At 73.7% G+C, this 15341-nt stretch carries 13 protein-coding genes; 8 read left to right on the forward strand and 5 right to left on the reverse strand.

The window, feature by feature from the left end:
• The first annotated feature begins 4 nt into the window (after positions 1-4).
• The gene (locus ACZOOI_RS23420) at positions 5-352 is read left to right on the forward strand and encodes a YkvA family protein (RefSeq protein ID WP_465277656.1); all 348 of its coding nucleotides are present in this window, start codon (positions 5-7) and stop codon (positions 350-352) included.
• 149 nt (positions 353-501) lie between these two features.
• Here the strand turns inward: ACZOOI_RS23420 and ACZOOI_RS23425 are convergent, their stop codons facing one another.
• The 3 genes from ACZOOI_RS23425 to ACZOOI_RS23435 all read right to left on the reverse strand — a co-directional run bounded on the left by ACZOOI_RS23425 (position 502) and on the right by ACZOOI_RS23435 (position 3841).
• On the reverse strand, positions 502-1383 hold the full coding sequence (locus tag ACZOOI_RS23425) for an acyl-CoA thioesterase (protein WP_396007191.1): 882 nt from the start codon (positions 1381-1383) through the stop codon (positions 502-504).
• A gap of 16 nt (positions 1384-1399) precedes the next feature.
• A complete protein-coding gene (locus ACZOOI_RS23430; protein WP_465277657.1) occupies positions 1400-3154 on the reverse strand; it encodes a penicillin-binding transpeptidase domain-containing protein in 1755 nt (584 codons plus the stop codon).
• Positions 3155-3298: 144 nt separating this feature from the next.
• A complete protein-coding gene (locus ACZOOI_RS23435; RefSeq protein WP_465277658.1) occupies positions 3299-3841 on the reverse strand; it encodes an arsenate reductase/protein-tyrosine-phosphatase family protein in 543 nt (180 codons plus the stop codon).
• A gap of 118 nt (positions 3842-3959) precedes the next feature.
• Here ACZOOI_RS23435 and ACZOOI_RS23440 point away from each other — a divergent pair, with 118 nt between their 5' ends.
• From ACZOOI_RS23440 to ACZOOI_RS23470, 7 genes are all read left to right on the forward strand, one after another.
• Positions 3960-5282, forward strand: coding sequence for a DUF5685 family protein (locus ACZOOI_RS23440; protein WP_465277659.1), 1323 nt, complete (start codon positions 3960-3962; stop codon positions 5280-5282).
• A gap of 246 nt (positions 5283-5528) precedes the next feature.
• Positions 5529-6341 (forward strand): glycosyltransferase family 2 protein, encoded by an 813-nt coding sequence (locus tag ACZOOI_RS23445; RefSeq protein WP_465277660.1) that lies wholly within the window; start codon positions 5529-5531, stop codon positions 6339-6341.
• A complete protein-coding gene (locus tag ACZOOI_RS23450) occupies positions 6338-7870 on the forward strand; it encodes a glycosyltransferase family 2 protein (RefSeq protein ID WP_465277661.1) in 1533 nt (510 codons plus the stop codon). Before ACZOOI_RS23445 ends, ACZOOI_RS23450 begins: the two co-directional genes overlap by 4 nt.
• A complete protein-coding gene (locus ACZOOI_RS23455) occupies positions 7867-9159 on the forward strand; it encodes a lipopolysaccharide biosynthesis protein (protein ID WP_465277662.1) in 1293 nt (430 codons plus the stop codon). Before ACZOOI_RS23450 ends, ACZOOI_RS23455 begins: the two co-directional genes overlap by 4 nt.
• Positions 9156-11984, forward strand: coding sequence for a glycosyltransferase (locus ACZOOI_RS23460; RefSeq protein WP_465277663.1), 2829 nt, complete (start codon positions 9156-9158; stop codon positions 11982-11984). Before ACZOOI_RS23455 ends, ACZOOI_RS23460 begins: the two co-directional genes overlap by 4 nt.
• The gene (locus tag ACZOOI_RS23465; RefSeq protein ID WP_465277664.1) at positions 11981-12325 is read left to right on the forward strand and encodes a hypothetical protein; all 345 of its coding nucleotides are present in this window, start codon (positions 11981-11983) and stop codon (positions 12323-12325) included. The genes ACZOOI_RS23460 and ACZOOI_RS23465 overlap by 4 nt, the downstream gene beginning before the upstream one ends.
• Positions 12322-13161 (forward strand): polysaccharide deacetylase family protein, encoded by an 840-nt coding sequence (locus ACZOOI_RS23470; RefSeq protein WP_465277665.1) that lies wholly within the window; start codon positions 12322-12324, stop codon positions 13159-13161. The genes ACZOOI_RS23465 and ACZOOI_RS23470 overlap by 4 nt, the downstream gene beginning before the upstream one ends.
• Positions 13162-13195: 34 nt before the next feature.
• Here the strand turns inward: ACZOOI_RS23470 and ACZOOI_RS23475 are convergent, their stop codons facing one another.
• Together ACZOOI_RS23475 and ACZOOI_RS23480 are read right to left on the reverse strand one after the other, a co-directional pair.
• A complete protein-coding gene (locus tag ACZOOI_RS23475; RefSeq protein ID WP_465277666.1) occupies positions 13196-14062 on the reverse strand; it encodes a glycoside hydrolase family 16 protein in 867 nt (288 codons plus the stop codon).
• Between the two features lie 9 nt (positions 14063-14071).
• Positions 14072-15280: a carboxylate--amine ligase gene (locus ACZOOI_RS23480; RefSeq protein ID WP_465277667.1), complete on the reverse strand. Its 1209-nt coding sequence runs from the start codon at positions 15278-15280 to the stop codon at positions 14072-14074.
• Between the last annotated feature and the right edge of the window lie 61 nt (positions 15281-15341).

The following is a 15341-nucleotide window of genomic DNA, read 5'->3' on the forward strand; positions in this document are numbered from 1 at the left end:
CGACGTGGACACCTGGCTCTGGATTTTGATCGGCGTCGCGGCGCTCGTGTTCGTCGTGACGCTGGTGATCGTGGTCGTCCTGGTCCGCAGGCTGCTGCGGACCTGGCGGCTGGTGCGCGGCCCGGACGCAAGCGCACGCGACCGGGCGTTGTTCCTGGGCGCGCTGATCTATGCGATCAGCCCGGTGGACCTGCTGCCCGACCCGATCCTGATCGACGACATCGCGGTGCTGCTGTACGCGCTGCGCCAACTTGGCTCGGCGGGCGGCGTGCGCGCGGGTGTGCGGCACGGCGTGAGCGCGCTCGCCCGGCCTCGTGCGAACCCGGCCCGAAAGCCCGCCCCGCCGACGTGACCGGCCCACCCGGCCGAACGCCGGATGCCGGACGCCGGCCGCGGTGATCGGTGCCGCGGTGCGGTCGAGCCACGCCCGGGTGGATCCGCCCCGCCCGCGACCGTCCACGCGAGGAGCGAAACGCCGCCGAGATCGCGGCGGGCCCGCCGCTACCGCTGGCGGATCACCGCCTCCTGCACCACCGACGCCACCAACACTCCGTCGTGGTTGTAGAACTCGCCCATCGCCAGCCCGCGTGCGTCCTGGGCGGACGGCGAGGCCTGGGCGAACAGCAGCCACTCGTCGGCGCGGAACGGACGCAGGAACCACACCGCGTGGTCGAGCGAGGCCATCTGCAGCTTCGACGGATCGGTGATGTACGGCTTGGCCGCGGTGCCCGCCAGCGTCAGGTCGGACATGTACGTCAGCCCGCACACGTGCAGCAGCGGGTCGTCCGGAAGCTGCTTGGCGGCCCGCATCCACACCCTCTGATGCGGGATGCCGTCGACGATGTGGGTGCCCGGCGACCGGTCCTCCGGGACGAAGCGCAGGTCCATCAGCAGCCGGGTCTGCGACTCCTCGTAGTGCGCGCGCTCCTCGGCGGACAACTTCTCGTACGGATCCGGGAGCTCCTCCGGAAGCGGGACGTCCGGCATCGCGCGGCGGTGCCCGGGGGTCTCCTCGGCCACCTTGAAGGACGCCGACAGCGTGAAGATCACCGCGCCGTGCTGGACGCCGGTCACCCGCCGGGTCGCGAACGAGCGCCCGTCCCGGACCCGGTCGACCTGGTACACGATGGGCGCCGTGGTGCTGCCGGGGCGCAGGAAGTAGCTGTGCAGCGAGTGCACGTGCCGGTCCGGCACCACCGTGCGGCCCGCCGCCACCAGGGCCTGGGCGGCCACCTGACCGCCGAACGCGCGTAGCGGCGCGCCGGCGTGGCACCAGCCCCGGAAGATGTTCTCCTCGATCTGCTCCAAGCGCAGCAGGTCGAGGAAGGTCTCGGCCCGGCCAGGGCCCTCGTCGGCAAGATCGTGTTCGCTCACGCTGCCCATGATGGACTACGGCCGCTCAGCCCGCCGCACCCAGGAACGACTTGACGATCGGCCCGGCCGACCGGCCGCCGGTGATGCCGCCCTCGACCCAGACCGCGACCGCGATGTCGCCGCGGTAGGCGACCATCCAGCCGTTGTTCGGCCTGCCGCCGCCGACCTCGGCGGTGCCGGTCTTGGCGCCCACGTCGCCGCCGAGCCCGCCGAGCGACTCGCGTGCGGTGCCCTCGGTGACCACGGACCGCATCAGCGTGCGCAGCCGGCTGCTCACCGCGGGCGCGAGTTCGCGCGGGGCCCGCCACAGGCCCTCCTGGTCGACGAGCAGATGCGGTTGGCGGAACGTACCGGACTTCGCGGTGGCGACCACCGAGGCCATGGTGAGCGGGTTCATCTGCACCTGGCCCTGGCCGATCATGTTCGCGGCCTTCATGGTGTCGTCGGTCGCCGCGGGCACCCGGCCGTCGAACGAGACGATGCCGGTCTTCCAGTTGCCGCCGATGCCGAAGCAGTCGTGCGCGATCGTGGACAGGTCGGCGCCGGTGAGCTTGCCGGACAGGTTCGCCATCGTGGTGTTGCACGACTGGGCGAAGGCGAGCTTGAAGGTGCCCTCGGGGAAGGCGCGGCCCTCGGAGTTGGTGAACCGCATGCCGCCCGCGTTCGCCGATTCGGGACAGCCGACCTTGTCGTCCAGGTCGACCGCGCCCTTGGTCAGCAGCGTCGCCGCCGAGACGATCTTCAGCGTCGAGCCGGGCGGGGTGGTGCCCAGGAACGCGTTGTTCGGGCCGCCCGCCGGGTTGTTCGCGACCGCGACGATCTCGCCGGTACTGATCCGCACCGCCGCGAGCGAGGTGGTCCGCGACTCGCCCTTGACCGCCTGCTCGGCCGCCGCCTGCAGCTTGGCGTCGAGCGTGGTCCGCACGCCGCCGTCCGCGGGCGGTGCGGTCTGCACCTCGCCGATCGTGGCGAGTTGTCCGACCGTGGCGCTCGTGGCCGCGTCGACCAGCAGCACCGTGCCGCCGGTCGCGGCCTGCTCGGCGGGCCGGGCCTTGCTCGCCAGGCCGGTTCGGATCGCGGCCAGCGAGGGGTATTCGGTCGGCGACAGCGCCGCTCCGCCCTTGGCCCGCAACACGTCGCCGCCGGCGCCGCTCTGGTTGGGTGCCAGCTTGAGCCGGGTGGTCGCGGTCAGTTGTGGATGCAGCACGCTCGGCGTCCAGCCGACCAGGTAGCCCCGGCCCGGTGCCTTGGCGACGGTGAGCGAGCCGGTGTACGTCCATTCGCCGGCGCCCTTGAGGGTCAGTCGGGCCTCGAACGGCACCGGGACGTTGCCGTCCGGCCGTTCGGGTTGCGCCTCGCCCACGGTCAGCTGCCGACTGCCCACCCGGAGCCCGTCGTCGAGACTCACCAGCGCCGCACCCGCCGCGGACGGATCGGTGGTGAGCGCGCCGGCGGCGGTCCAGTTGCCCGCCTGCCATTCGCCGAGGAAGCGCCGTGCGGCGTTGCGCGGACTCCGCTCCACGGCGCCGGCCGCCGCGGACGCCGTGGATCCCGCGTTCGTGGTCGGCGAGGGGTCGTCCTGCTTCAGGAACGAGTAGGCCCCGTAACCCGTGCCGACCACCAGTAAGAGGGCCAACACGAGGAACACCCAGCCGTTCCGGCGCCGGTGCTCGCTCTCGTAGTCGCCGTCTCGGTCGTAGTCGCCGCCGTGGACGTGGTCGGCGTAGCCGCCGTGCTCGCCGTCGTCCTGGTAGTTCCGGTCGTGCTCTGCGTCGCGCATGGCCACCCCACCCGGTACCGCCGATCCCCACGGCGGAACAGCGAGTGTACGGGGAGGCCAAAAGGTCGGTGGGTCCAGGGGCCTTGCCGCGCCGCGAGGAAAGATCATTTGTTCGAATGATCTCGGCTCGTCGCCGGGTGGGCATCACCCCACGAGCAGGCCCACCAGCCGTGCGGTGAGTCCGTCCGCGCGGGCGCCCATAACCCGGAACGATTCGAGCGGTTCGCCCATCGGGTCGTCGAGTTCGTCGGTCGGCCGGGCCAGCCGGTTCGCCGGTCGCAGGGCGTCGACCCCGGCCACCCAGTCGGCGAGCGGCAGTTCGCCGCGCGGGCCGAAGCGCTCGCCCAGCCGCACGAGTTCGCCGAGCAGGAAGGTGCGGGGCAGGGCATCGGCGGCGAGTGCGTCGATCGCCCAGTGGTGTTCGCGCGACATGCCGATCACCAGGTCGGCGGCGCGCAGCAGGTCGGCGGAGAGTTTGCGGCTGCGGTGCGGGCCCGGGTCGATGCCGTACTCGTGCAGCACCAGCGCGCTGTTGTCCGCCATCGGCCGGGCGTTCCAGTCGATGGTGCCCGCGGAGGAGACCTCGGCGGGCAGCGCCGATTCGGCGAGCCGGTGGCGCAACATCGCCTCGACCAGGGGGGAGCGGCAGATGTTCCCGCTGCAGACGACCAGTACCGATGCGCTCACGCTGCGGATCCTACGGGTGGGGCGGTCGTCGGCCCCCGGCCGGCCCGGGCGCGGATCCCGAACGGGGGTGACGGGTGATCAGTAGGCTGAGCCGTCTGTGGAGGACCGGAACGGCGCAGTGAAATGGGGCGAGGGGTTGTTCGGGATCATCCGGCCGTGCCGGCACCGACTGTCGGAGAAGCTGCAGAGCGAGTGGATGGCGCACCTGTGCGGCATGTGTCTCGCGCTGCGGGACGACCACGGACAGGCGGCTCGGGTCGCCACCAACTACGACGGGCTGATCATCTCGGTCCTGGTCGAGGCGCAGTCCGCGCGCCCCACGGCGGACGGCCGGCGCAAGGCGGGCCCGTGCCCGCTGCGCGCGATGCGCCGGGCCGACGTCGCGATGGGCGAGGGCGCCCGGTTGGCCGGCGCGGTGTCCCTGGTGCTCGCGTCGGCGAAGATGCGCGACCACATCGACGACGGCGACGGCGTGTACAAGCGGCGTGCGGTGGCCGGTGGCGCGCGCCGGGTCGCCGAGCGCTGGGCCCGCCAGGGCGCGGACGCCGCGCTGGAGGTCGGCTTCGACACGGCCGTGATGGTCGAGGCGGTGGATCGGCAGGTCGAGGTCGAGGCGCTGGCCGGACCGGGTGTGTCCGTGCTGACCGTGACCGAACCCACCGAGACCGCGACCGGCGCCGCGTTCGCGCATACCGCGGTGCTGGCCGAACGCCCGGACAACGCCGAGTCGTTGGCCGAGGCGGGCCGGTTGTTCGGGCGGCTCGCGCACCTGCTCGACGCGGTCGAGGACATCCACGCCGACCGGGCGGCCGGGGCGTGGAATCCGTTGCTCGCCACCGGGACCGGGCCGGACGAGGCGCACCGGTTGTGCCGCGACGCCGCGACCGGGATCAGACTCGCGCTGGCCGAGGTCGAGTTCGTCGACGGCGTGCTCGTGCACCGGTTGCTCGTGCACGAGATCGACGAGGCGATCGACCGGTCCTTCCGGCACGCGGGCTTCCCGGTCGAGTCGCCGTCCTGCTCGGTCGGCGGCAAACACGGCAACGGCTGTGCCAAGCACGGCGAGCGGCCCGAACGGCGCCTGGCCGCGCGGCCGGAGGGCTCCTGGCCGAACCAGCAGCCGCCCTACCCGCAGCCGCCGAACCAGCAACCGCCCGGCAGCCCCTACGACCCGAACAGCCCGTGGGGTCCGCCCGGTGGGCCGACCCCGCCGCCTCCGCCGCCCGGTGGGCACAACGTGTTCGTCGCGTGCGCGATCTGGGCCGGGCTGTGCTGCACGTGCCAGTGGTGCTGCCGGGAGTCGTTCGAGGATCCGTGCACCGGGCAGCAGCGGCAGGGCTGCTGCCACAAGTGCGACTGCGGGGACTGCTGCGACGGTTGCGACTGCTGTGGCAACTGTTGTGAATGCGGGGAGTGTTGTTCGTGCGACTGCTCCTGCTGAAAAGCACTTGTATCCCCCTGAAAGGCGCAGAAGTTCCCCGAACTGGCATTCGACGGTAAAAACGCCCAACCGTAACGTCTTGGCAAAGCATCTTCGGTCCGATTGACCCTGCTTTCGCCGCCCAACCACGATCAGCGATGACCGGGTGTCGTGCCATCGGCACCCGGCGTCACCGATCTCGGGCCGGTTCGCCGGCCCGATGCCGTGTGCCTCCCGGGGTGCGCGGCAGACGGGAGGGGGCCGGTCATGCACGACACGACGCACACGGCACACGCGACACGTCCATTGCCCCGGATCGCCGAACTGCCCGGCAGCACACCGCTGCGCGCCGGGCAGTCGGTACCGGACCCGGTGCCGCGCGACCGGGTCACGCTGGTCGTGCCGGCCCGCAACGAGGCGCGCAACCTGCCCTGGGTGCTCCAACAGATACCCGAAGGCGTCGACGAGGTCCTGCTGATCGACGGCGACTCCACCGACGCCACCTCGCTGATCACCCGCCGCTATCTGCCCGCGGCCCGGGTCATCCCGCAGTCCGCCCCCGGCAAGGGCAGCGCGCTGCGGACCGGATTCCGGCACGCCACCGGCGACATCATCGTCACCATCGACGCCGACGGCAGCATGTCGCCGCAGGAGATCCCGCACTACGTGCACTTCCTGACCAACGGCTACGACTTCGTCAAGGGCTCCCGGTTCGTCGGCGGCGGCGGATCGCTCGACCTGACCACGCTGCGCAGCGTGGGCAACCACGCGCTGATGGCACTGGTGAGCCGGCTCTACCGCTACCGGCTCACCGATCTGTGCTACGGCTTCTGCGCGTTCCGCCGATGCTTCCTCGACCACCTCGACCTGCGCTCGACCGGCTTCGAGATCGAGGCCGAGATGATCGTCCGCGCGCTCCGCGCCGGGCTGCGCATCGCCGAGGTGCCCAGCCTCGAACTCCCGCGCCGCAGCGGTCGATCCAACCTCAACGCCTTGCGCGACGGACACCGGGTACTGCGCACCGTGCTGCGCGAGCACGGCGGCGGCGTGCGGGCGATCCGGACAGGGGAGGACGGTTGACCCCGCGACCCGACCCGGACCCGAACCCGACGCCGCTGATTCCCAGGCAGCGCCCGGCCGAGCACACCGACCCGACGTCGAGCCCGGACCCGGCCGCCGAGCCGCCCCCGGTGTGCATCCCACGCCCGGCCGCGCCGAGTCGCTCGGCCGCCGACCCCGAACCCGGCGCCGCCCGGCTCGAACCCGAACCCGCGGCCGACCGGTTCGACCCCGAGCCCGCCGCCGACCCGCCCGACCCGGATCCCGAGCCCGCCGCCGACCCGCCCGACCCGGATCCCGAGCCCGCCGCCGACCCGCCCGACCTGGTGCACGTGCGCGTGCTCGACCTGAGCGCCCCCGGCGCCGCCCGGCTCACCACCCCCGACGGCCGGCCGGCGAACTGCCCCGCCGGCGCCGTACTCGCCCTGGTCCGGCACAACGGCGTCCCCGTGGGCCTGCTCGACCCGGCATCGTACGGCGCCGACCCGGACCGGCTCGTCGCCGCAGCCTGCACCCGGTTCGGTGCTCCCGCCCCGCCCGACCACGGCCCCGAACCGCCCGGACGCCGGGAAACGCCGCGGGTCAGCGTGATCGTGGCGACCCGGGAGCGCCCCGAACTGCTCGCCGCATGCCTGCGCACCCTGCTGTGGCAGACCTATCCCGACATCGAACTGATCGTGGTGGACAACGCGCCCACCACCAACCGCACCGCGAGCGTGGTCCGCGGCGGCTGCGCCGGCCTGGTGCGCTACGTCCGCGAACCCCGCGCCGGCCTGGCGCTCGCGCACAACCGGGGCATCGCCGCCGCCACCGGCGAACTGCTCGCCTTCACCGACGACGACGTCCTGGCCGACCCCGGCTGGGTCGCCGGGCTGGTCGCCGGCTTCGCCCGGGCGGGCCGGCCCGCGTGTGTCACCGGGCTGATCCTGCCCGCCGAACTGCGCACCCCCGCGCAGCTGATGCTGCATCGGCACGGCGGCTTCGCCAAAGGATTCGAGCCCGTGCTGTACGACGCCAAGGCGCCGCCGGCGGACCCGCTGTTCCCGTTCACCGCCGGCCGCTTCGGCTCGGGCGCGAACATGGCCTTTCGCGCCGACGTGCTGCGCGCGATGGGCGGCTTCGACCCGGCGACCGGGGTCGGCACGCCCGCGCGCGGCGGCGACGACCTGCTCGCGTTCTTTCGCACCATCGTGCGCGGCCACCGGATCGGCTACGAACCCGGTGCGCTGATCTGGCACCGGCATCGCGCCGATCGCGCCGCGGTGGCACACCAGGTCCGCGGCTACGGCACCGGACTCGGCGCCTACCTGACCGCCGCCGTGCTGCGCGAGCCGCGCACCCTCGGCGCGCTCGCCCGCCGCGTGCCCGGCGGCATCCGATACGCGCTGGCCCGCACCCGCGCGCCCGGCCGGCCCGAGGCCCCCTGGCCCGCCCGCCTGGCCGGGCTCGAACGTCGTGCGCTGGCCGCCGGTCCGCTCGCCTACCTGCACGCACGCGTGCGCATGCACGGCGTGCACACGCCCTGGGAGCAACCGGAGCAGGCCCGGTGACGCAGGCTCAGCTCCGCCGGCCGAGCAAGCTCGGGGTGGATCCGCTGCTGCGCAACGGCCATGTGCTGACCGTCGGCTCGCTGGTCACCTCGGCATTCGGCGCCGGCTACTGGGCACTTGCCACCCGCTGGTACGGCGACGCGACGGTGGGCCGCAGCTACGCCGCCGTGTCCGCGCTGATGCTGCTCTCCGGACTGGGCCAACTCGGCCTGGGCAATGTGCTCGTGCGCTTCCTGCCGCGGGCGGGGCAGGATCGGCGTGGGCTGATCCTGGCCGCCTACACCGCCGCGTGCGGCGCCACGCTGGTCGCGGCGCTCGGCTTCCTGGCGCTGATCCCGGTGTGCGCGCCGGGCCTGGGCTTCCTGCGCGAACCGGCGGCCGGCTGCTGCTTCACGGCCACCACCGTGGCGTACGCGCTCTTCGCGCTCCAGGACGGCGCGCTCACCGGACTGCGCCGCCCGGGGCTGGTGGTGGGCAAGAACAGCGGCTTCGCGTTCGCCAAGATCGTCCTCGTCGCCGCGCTCGCCGCACTCGTGCCCACGCTCGGGATCCTGATGTCCTGGACGCTCGCCCTGGTCGCGACCCTGGTTGTGGTGGACGCATGGGTGTTCGCCCGGCTGCTCCCGGGCCGCCGCCCCGCGCCCGCCCGGGACGGTACCGGGTTCCTGCCCGGCCGTTCCGTCCTGCGCTACGCCGGTGCCGACTACCTCGGCACGCTGTGCTGGCTGGCCGCGACCACGCTGCCGCCGATCATCGTGCTGGAGCACGCCGGTGCCCGGGAGAGCGCCTACTTCTCGCTCGCCTGGGTGGTGGCCAACACGCTCTACCTGATCAGCCTCAACATGGGTGCGTCGCTGCTGGTCGAGGCGGCCGGCGAGGGCGTCGGACTCGCCGCGGCCTGCCGCCGGGTACTCCGCCACACCGGAGCACTGCTCGTACTCGCGATCACCGCTCTCGTCGCCGGCGCGCCGCTGGTCCTGCGCGTGTTCGGTCCCGGCTATGCCCGCAACGGCTCGACCCTGCTGCAACTCCTGGCCCTGTCCGCCCTGCCGCACCTGGTGGTCGCGACCGCGATCAGCGCATGCCGCGTGCTCGGCCGGATGCGCGTGGTCGTCGCCATCCAGGCCGCGCTCGCGACGGCCGTACTGACCCTGACCGTCGTCCTGCTGCCCGTGCTCGGCGTGCTCGGCGCCGGCGTCGCGTGGCTCGGCGCGCAGACCGCGACCGCGCTCGCGCTGCTGACCGCCCGCCGGGTCTGGCTGCCCACCGCCCCCGGGAGGCCCGCATGACGGAGACCCCACCGCGCACCAGACGCCTGGCCTGGGTCGCCATCCGGGCCGAGGAGGCCGCCGTCCGGCGGGCCCGGGCGGCGGCGATCCGGCAGGCGGTGCCACCGGCGGCGCACACACCGCCCCGACCCACCCTGACCGTGATCGTCTGCGCCTACACGATGGACCGCTGGGACGACCTGAGCGCGGCCCTCGCCTCGATCCGGGCCCAGGACGAACCACCGGCCCAGACGATCCTGGTCGCCGACCACTGCCACGAACTCGCCGCCCGCGCGGCCCGCGAGTTCACCGACATCACCGTGCTGCGCAACCGCGGCCGGCGCGGCCTCTCCGGCGCCCGCAACACCGGCGTCGAGGGCGCCCGCGGCGACATCGTGGCCTTCCTCGACGACGACGCGGTGGCCGAACCCGACTGGACCATGCGCCTGCTCGACGGCTACACCGACCCGAACGTGCTCGGCGTCGGCGGCCGGATCCGGCCGAACTGGGACACCGGGCGCCCGGCCTGGTTCCCGGCCGAGTTCGACTGGGTGGTCGGCTGCACCTACCGGGGCATGCCCGAACACGCCGCGCCGGTACGCAATCTGATCGGCGCCAACATGTCCTTCCGGCGCAGCGTGCTGCTCGACGTCGGCGGCTTCCGCACCGACCTGGGCCGGGTCGGCACCCGCCCGCTGGGCTGCGAGGAGACCGAGCTGTGCATCCGTGCGGCGGCCCGGCACCGCGGCGGCACACTCGGCTACGAACCCGCCGCCGTGGTCCGCCACCGGGTCCCGGCCGCGCGCACCACGTGGCGCTACTTCCGGGCCCGCTGCTGGGCCGAGGGCCTGTCCAAGGCCGCGGTCAGCCGGCACACCGGCACCGACACCGCGCTCGCATCCGAGCGTTCCTACCTGGCCTCCACGATCCCGCGGGCCCTGGTCCGGCCGTTCGCGCCGGACGCCGCACCACCCAAGGCCACCATCCCCGCCCTGGTCCTGGGCGTGCTCACCACCGCGCTCGGCTACGCGACCGGCCGGCTGCGCGGCCTGGGCAACGACCGGCCGGCGACCGCCGCGGCGCTCGCCTTCCGCGCGTTCGGGCTGCTCGCGCTGCCGGTCGCGGTGCTGCTGTGGGTGCTCGCGATGCGCATGCCGGTCGCGGTGGAACACATGGGCGGCCTGGGCCTGCTTGACGTGCTGCCGGTCCTGTACTGGTGCGCGCTGGGCCTGCTCACCGCGGGCTTCGCCGCGACCCTGCTCGACCGCGCCGCCCGGGCGCCCCGATACGCGTTCCACACCGCAGCGTTGGTGACCATGCTGCATGCGACCCCCGCGGTGCTGTACGAGCATCTGCGCTACGCGTGGGCGTGGAAGCACGTCGAGGTGGTGGACCAGTTCCTGCGCACCGGCGAAACCCTGTCGCACGCCGGAGAATTGGCGCCCTATCACCAGTGGCCGGGCTTCTTCGCCGCCGCGGCCGCGGTGGTCCGCGGCAGCGGCGGGCACGACGCGCTGGCCATCGCGACCTGGTCGCCGCTCGCCTTCGACCTGCTGCTGATCGGCCCGCTGGTCCTGCTCTATCGCACCTTCACCCGCAACCGGCGGACCGTCTGGGCGGCGGTGTGGATCTACTTCGGCACCGCGTGGGTCGGCCAGGACTACTTCGCGCCGCAGACCTTCGCGTTCGTGCTCTACGTGAGCATCCTGGCGCTGGTCCTGGACCGCGACCGCCGTCCGCTCGGCACGCTCGCCCTGTGCACGCCGCTCGTGCTCGCGGTGGTGACGGCGCATCAGCTCACCCCGCTGATGCTCGTGGTCGCCTTCGGCGCGCTGGCCTGCTCGCGCGTGCATCGCCGGGTCGCGCTGCCCCTGTTCGCGCTGACCGCGGTCGCCGTCCTGGTCTGGGACCTGACCGTGGCCCGGCCCTTCGTCTTCGAGCAATTCGGCGCCTCCTGGTCCCAGTTCGGCGACTTCGAGGCGAACGCGCATGCCGGGATGGTCGATCTGGGCAGCGCCGAGCCCGGGCAGGTGCTGGTCGCCCGGGTGGATCGGGCGCTGACCGCCGGCGTGCTGCTGCTGGCCGCCGCCGCGCTGATCCGCCGCCCGCGGCTGCGTCGCTCGCCCGCCACGCTGCTGGCGATCGCGCCGCTGCCGTTGCTCGCGGCCGGCGCGTACGGCGGCGAAATCATCTTCCGCGTCTACCTGTTCGCACTCCCGGCGGTCGCGTTCCTGATCGCCTCGTGGCTGGTGCCACCGTTCGGCGATCGGGGTCGCCCGCGCCCGCGCGCGGTGCTGCTGCCGGTGGTGTTCGCGCTGCTGCTCACCGGGTTCGTGTTCGGCTACTACGGCAAGGAGCGGCAGAACCACTTCGGCGACGGCGAGATCGCCGCCCGGCGGTGGCTGGCCACGGTGTCCGCCCCCGGCGATCTGATCGTCGCGGCCACCAACAACTTCCCCGGCGCCTACGCCGACCACGAGCGACAACAGCACCGCTGGTTCGCGATGGAGACGCCGACCCTGCGCGAGGGCGTCGTGCGCGACCCGGTCGCCGGACTCACCGCGCTGGCCGACGAATACGCCGGCAGCACCGCGTACCTGTTCCTGACCGCCGGTCAGCGGGCCGAGTGCGAACAGACCGGGCTGCTGCCGGCCGGTGCGCTGGAGCGGATGGATCGCACGCTCTCCACGGCGCCGCGCTTCACCCTGCTCCTGCGCGATCGGGACGCGGTGATCTACCGGATCGACCCGCGCGCCGAGCCGATCGGGTCCGCACCGCCACAGGCCGCCCCGATCCGGGAAGCACCGATCCGGATCACCCCGGCCCGAAGCGGGCCCCGGCGGTGACCGGTGCGATCCGCGCGGCGCTGCCCACCGCGGCCGGCTGGCTTGCGTTCGGCGCGACGGCACTGCCCGCCGGACAGCCGCTGCGAGCGCTCGTGGTGGCCGCCTTCCTGGCGGTCGGACCCGGCTACGCGATCGCCGGGGACGCCGGCACGGCGCTCGCGACGGCGGTGACCTCGATCGCCGGCAGCGCCGCGCTGTGCGCGCTGACCGCCGAGGCGTACCTGCTCGCCGGCGCCTTCTCCGGCCCCCGCGTGCTCGGCACGCTCGCGGCGCTGACCACCACCGCGGCGCTGATCCGCACCGTCGCGCACACGTACGGCTCGCGAAGGGAAATGCGATGAGATCCGAGACCGCGGTTCCGGTACTGCTCTACCACTCGGTGCGCGACGACCCGCCGCCGTGGATCGCCCCGTTCACGGTCGGCCCGGCCGAGTTCGGCCGGCAACTCGACCGGGTCCTGGCCAGCGGCCGCGTTCCGGTCGACCTGGACCGCTTCACCGAGGCTCTGCACGGCGGACGCGATCTGCCCCGACACAGCGTGCTGATCACCTTCGACGACGGCTACGCCGACTTCGCCCGGTACGCGCTGCCGCGACTGGTCGAGCGGAATCTGCCCGCGACGCTCTACGTCACCACCGACGCGCTGTGGCCCACCCTGCGGCCGGCGCTGCCGCCCGCCGCGATGCTGACCTGGGACGAACTGCGCGGGATCGCCGACGCGCCGGGTCTGACCATCGGCGCACACGGCTGTACGCACCGCGAGTTGGACACCCTGCCGGTCGAGCTGATGCACCGCGAGATCACCGACTCGCGCGAGCGGCTGGAAGCCGAACTGGAGCGCCCGGTCACCTCGTTCGCCTATCCGTTCGGCTACAACAACGCGGCCGTGCGGGAGGCGGTGCGGCATGCCGGCTATCGCACCGCGATGGCCGTGCGCGACGCGCACAGCTCACGCGAGGACGACCCGTGGCGGATCTCCCGACTGCTCGTGCGCGCGAACACCGACGCGAGGCGCCTGGACGCCTGGCTGGCCGGCGCCGGCACCCGGGTCGCGCCGTTTCGCGACGGGCTGCCCACCCTGGGCTGGCGGGCCTGGCGGCGGACCCGGGCGCGCCGGCGCGGACACCCCGATCCCTGGCAGGGACACCGCGATCCGGCGGCCGGCCGGACCCGGTGACCCGGTGACCGACCCGTCGCCGGCGGGGCCGCCCTCAGGGCGCCGCCCACACCCGCACCGACCGGATCCGCAGCTCGGCCTCGTACACGTGCTCCGGCACCGGTTCGGGGTAACCCATCGCGAGCGTGAACAGCACCTCCATCGGCTCGTTCGGGATGCGGTCCGGATCGCTGACCGTGAACACCCGCTCGCCGTCGATCGACCAGGTCAGCTGATCCGCCGCCCAGTCGAGTGCGAAGTGGTGGAACCGGTCCGACCAGTCGCGCGCCGGCGACTCGTGCACCCACGCCTGCGCGCGGCCGTTCGCATCGCGCCAGTGCACCGTGGACCGGGCCCGATCGTCCGCGCCGATCAACTCGACCACGTCCAGCTCGGGCGGCGTGTACCGGGAGGCGGGCATCAGCCAGAACGCCGGAAACGCGTTCGGCACGCGTGGCATCAGCAACTCGGCCTCGACCCGGCCGTACGTGAAGGTGAACCGCGGACGGCCGGACCAACTCGGCCGCCCGGTCGACAACATGCCCGACACCCACGGGTACACGACGTGGTCCGAGCCGCGCGTGGGTCGGCGCCGCGCGCTCAGGATCGCCTGGTCGCCGCTCACCCGGACCTGCTCGGGCCGGTACCACTGCTGCTCGCGGTTGCCCGCGTTGGTGCAGCCGTCCACGTTCCAGTCGTAGCAGGTCACCCAGCGCCCGGCGGCCAACGTCGAACCGGCGAAGTCGTCGGCGAACAACAGCCGCGGTCCGCCGGGCGGCCCGGTCCCGCAGGCCGCGAGCAGCACGAGCGGCAGGACCGGCGCCACCGCGCGTCGCGGCACGGCCGGGAGTGCCGCAACCGCGCGTCGGAGCACGGCCCGCAGCACCGCCGTCGCGCGTCGCAGCCGCCCGGGCGCCGTCATCGCCCGCCCTCAGCGCCCGTACCGACGCACGGCCGTCGCGAGCGCCCGAACCGCGGCCGCCGCGGCGGGCAGCGGGTCGTCCCAGGCCAGCCACGCGCTCTCCAGGCCGCCCCGGACCGGCGGGTATCCGGGTGGCCGCGCCACGCCCGTCCGGCCCCGGTAGGCGAGCAGCGCCGCGACGTCCAGGTGCTCGGCGACGTAGCGCCGGCCCTCGCGCTGGGCGCCCGCCGGGATCGCCCGACCGGTCAGATCCAGATGCAGCGCGCGCACCACGTCCAGCCCGCGCTCGGTCTCGAACATGCGGAACTGGGCGCCCACCCGCGGGTTGAAGTCGACCAGCTTGTACCGGCCGTCGCGCAGATCCAGCCGCCAGTCCAGATCGGCCGGCCCGCGATAACCGATCGCCCGACACAACCGGGCCGAGCGGCGCGCCAGCCCCGGATTGGCCAACGCGCGTGCGTACGTGGTCACTCCGGCGTGCGGCGGCCAGGATCGGAGCTTGAGCCCGGTGAACACCGGCGCGCATCGGCCGTCGGGCGCGGCGTACAGATGCACGATCCAGTCCTGTGCCACCGCCCGCGGCACGTACGCCTGCAACAACACCGCGCGGGGGGCGCCGACCAGGGCGAGCAGGGCGCGCTCGTCGGGCACGAGCGTGGTGCCGGCCACCACCGGGGCGCGCAGTCGATCCCACGGCGCGAGGTTCTTGACCACGACCGGGTACCCCAACTCCCGCGCGTGGTACACGAGTCGGTCCAGGTCCGCCGGGAACCGGGTGTCCGGCGCGGGCACCCCGTGGGCCAGGCAGCGCTGGTAGAGACCGCGCTTGCCGGCCAGTCCCGCGGGCAGGTCCGGATCGACCTTCGGCAGCAGGAAGCACTCGGCCAACCGGTCCTGCGCGCCGGCGGCCAGCAGCGCCGCCTCGTCGTCGGTGGGCACCAGCACCGCGCGGGCGGGCAGGCGACGACCGATCCGCAACAACCGATCCAGCAGGGCCGCCGGGGCCTCCAGACCGGTGGTGGGCCAGACGTGTCGCCTCCTCAGGTGCCGGGAGAGCGCGGTCGGGGTGTACGCGTCCTCGACCACCGCGTGCACCGCGATGCCCGCCCGGCCGAGCGAGCGCACCGCGCCGACCGAGCCCTGATGCAGCGGATAGCGGCCGACCTTGAACAGCAGCGCCGGCACCGAACGATCCAGCTCGACCCCTCGCCCACCCATGTCGTTGCCTCCCCGTCCGGACCTTTCTAGCAGCACGAACCGACCTTTCACCGGATAAGCC

The organism is Embleya sp. L77, from assembly GCF_055557415.1.

What these genes read in the sequence shown, in the direction of transcription:
- ACZOOI_RS23480 (WP_465277667.1), bottom strand. Translation starts at nt 15,280, where the DNA reads ATGGGTGGGCGAGGGGTCGAGCTGGATCGTTCGGTGCCGGCGCTGCTG.
- ACZOOI_RS23460 (WP_465277663.1), top strand. Translation starts at nt 9,156, where the DNA reads ATGACGGAGACCCCACCGCGCACCAGACGCCTGGCCTGGGTCGCCATC.
- ACZOOI_RS23445 (WP_465277660.1), top strand. Translation starts at nt 5,529, where the DNA reads ATGCACGACACGACGCACACGGCACACGCGACACGTCCATTGCCCCGG.
- ACZOOI_RS23430 (WP_465277657.1), bottom strand. Translation starts at nt 3,154, where the DNA reads ATGCGCGACGCAGAGCACGACCGGAACTACCAGGACGACGGCGAGCAC.
- ACZOOI_RS23470 (WP_465277665.1), top strand. Translation starts at nt 12,322, where the DNA reads ATGAGATCCGAGACCGCGGTTCCGGTACTGCTCTACCACTCGGTGCGC.
- ACZOOI_RS23475 (WP_465277666.1), bottom strand. Translation starts at nt 14,062, where the DNA reads ATGACGGCGCCCGGGCGGCTGCGACGCGCGACGGCGGTGCTGCGGGCC.
- ACZOOI_RS23425 (WP_396007191.1), bottom strand. Translation starts at nt 1,383, where the DNA reads ATGGGCAGCGTGAGCGAACACGATCTTGCCGACGAGGGCCCTGGCCGG.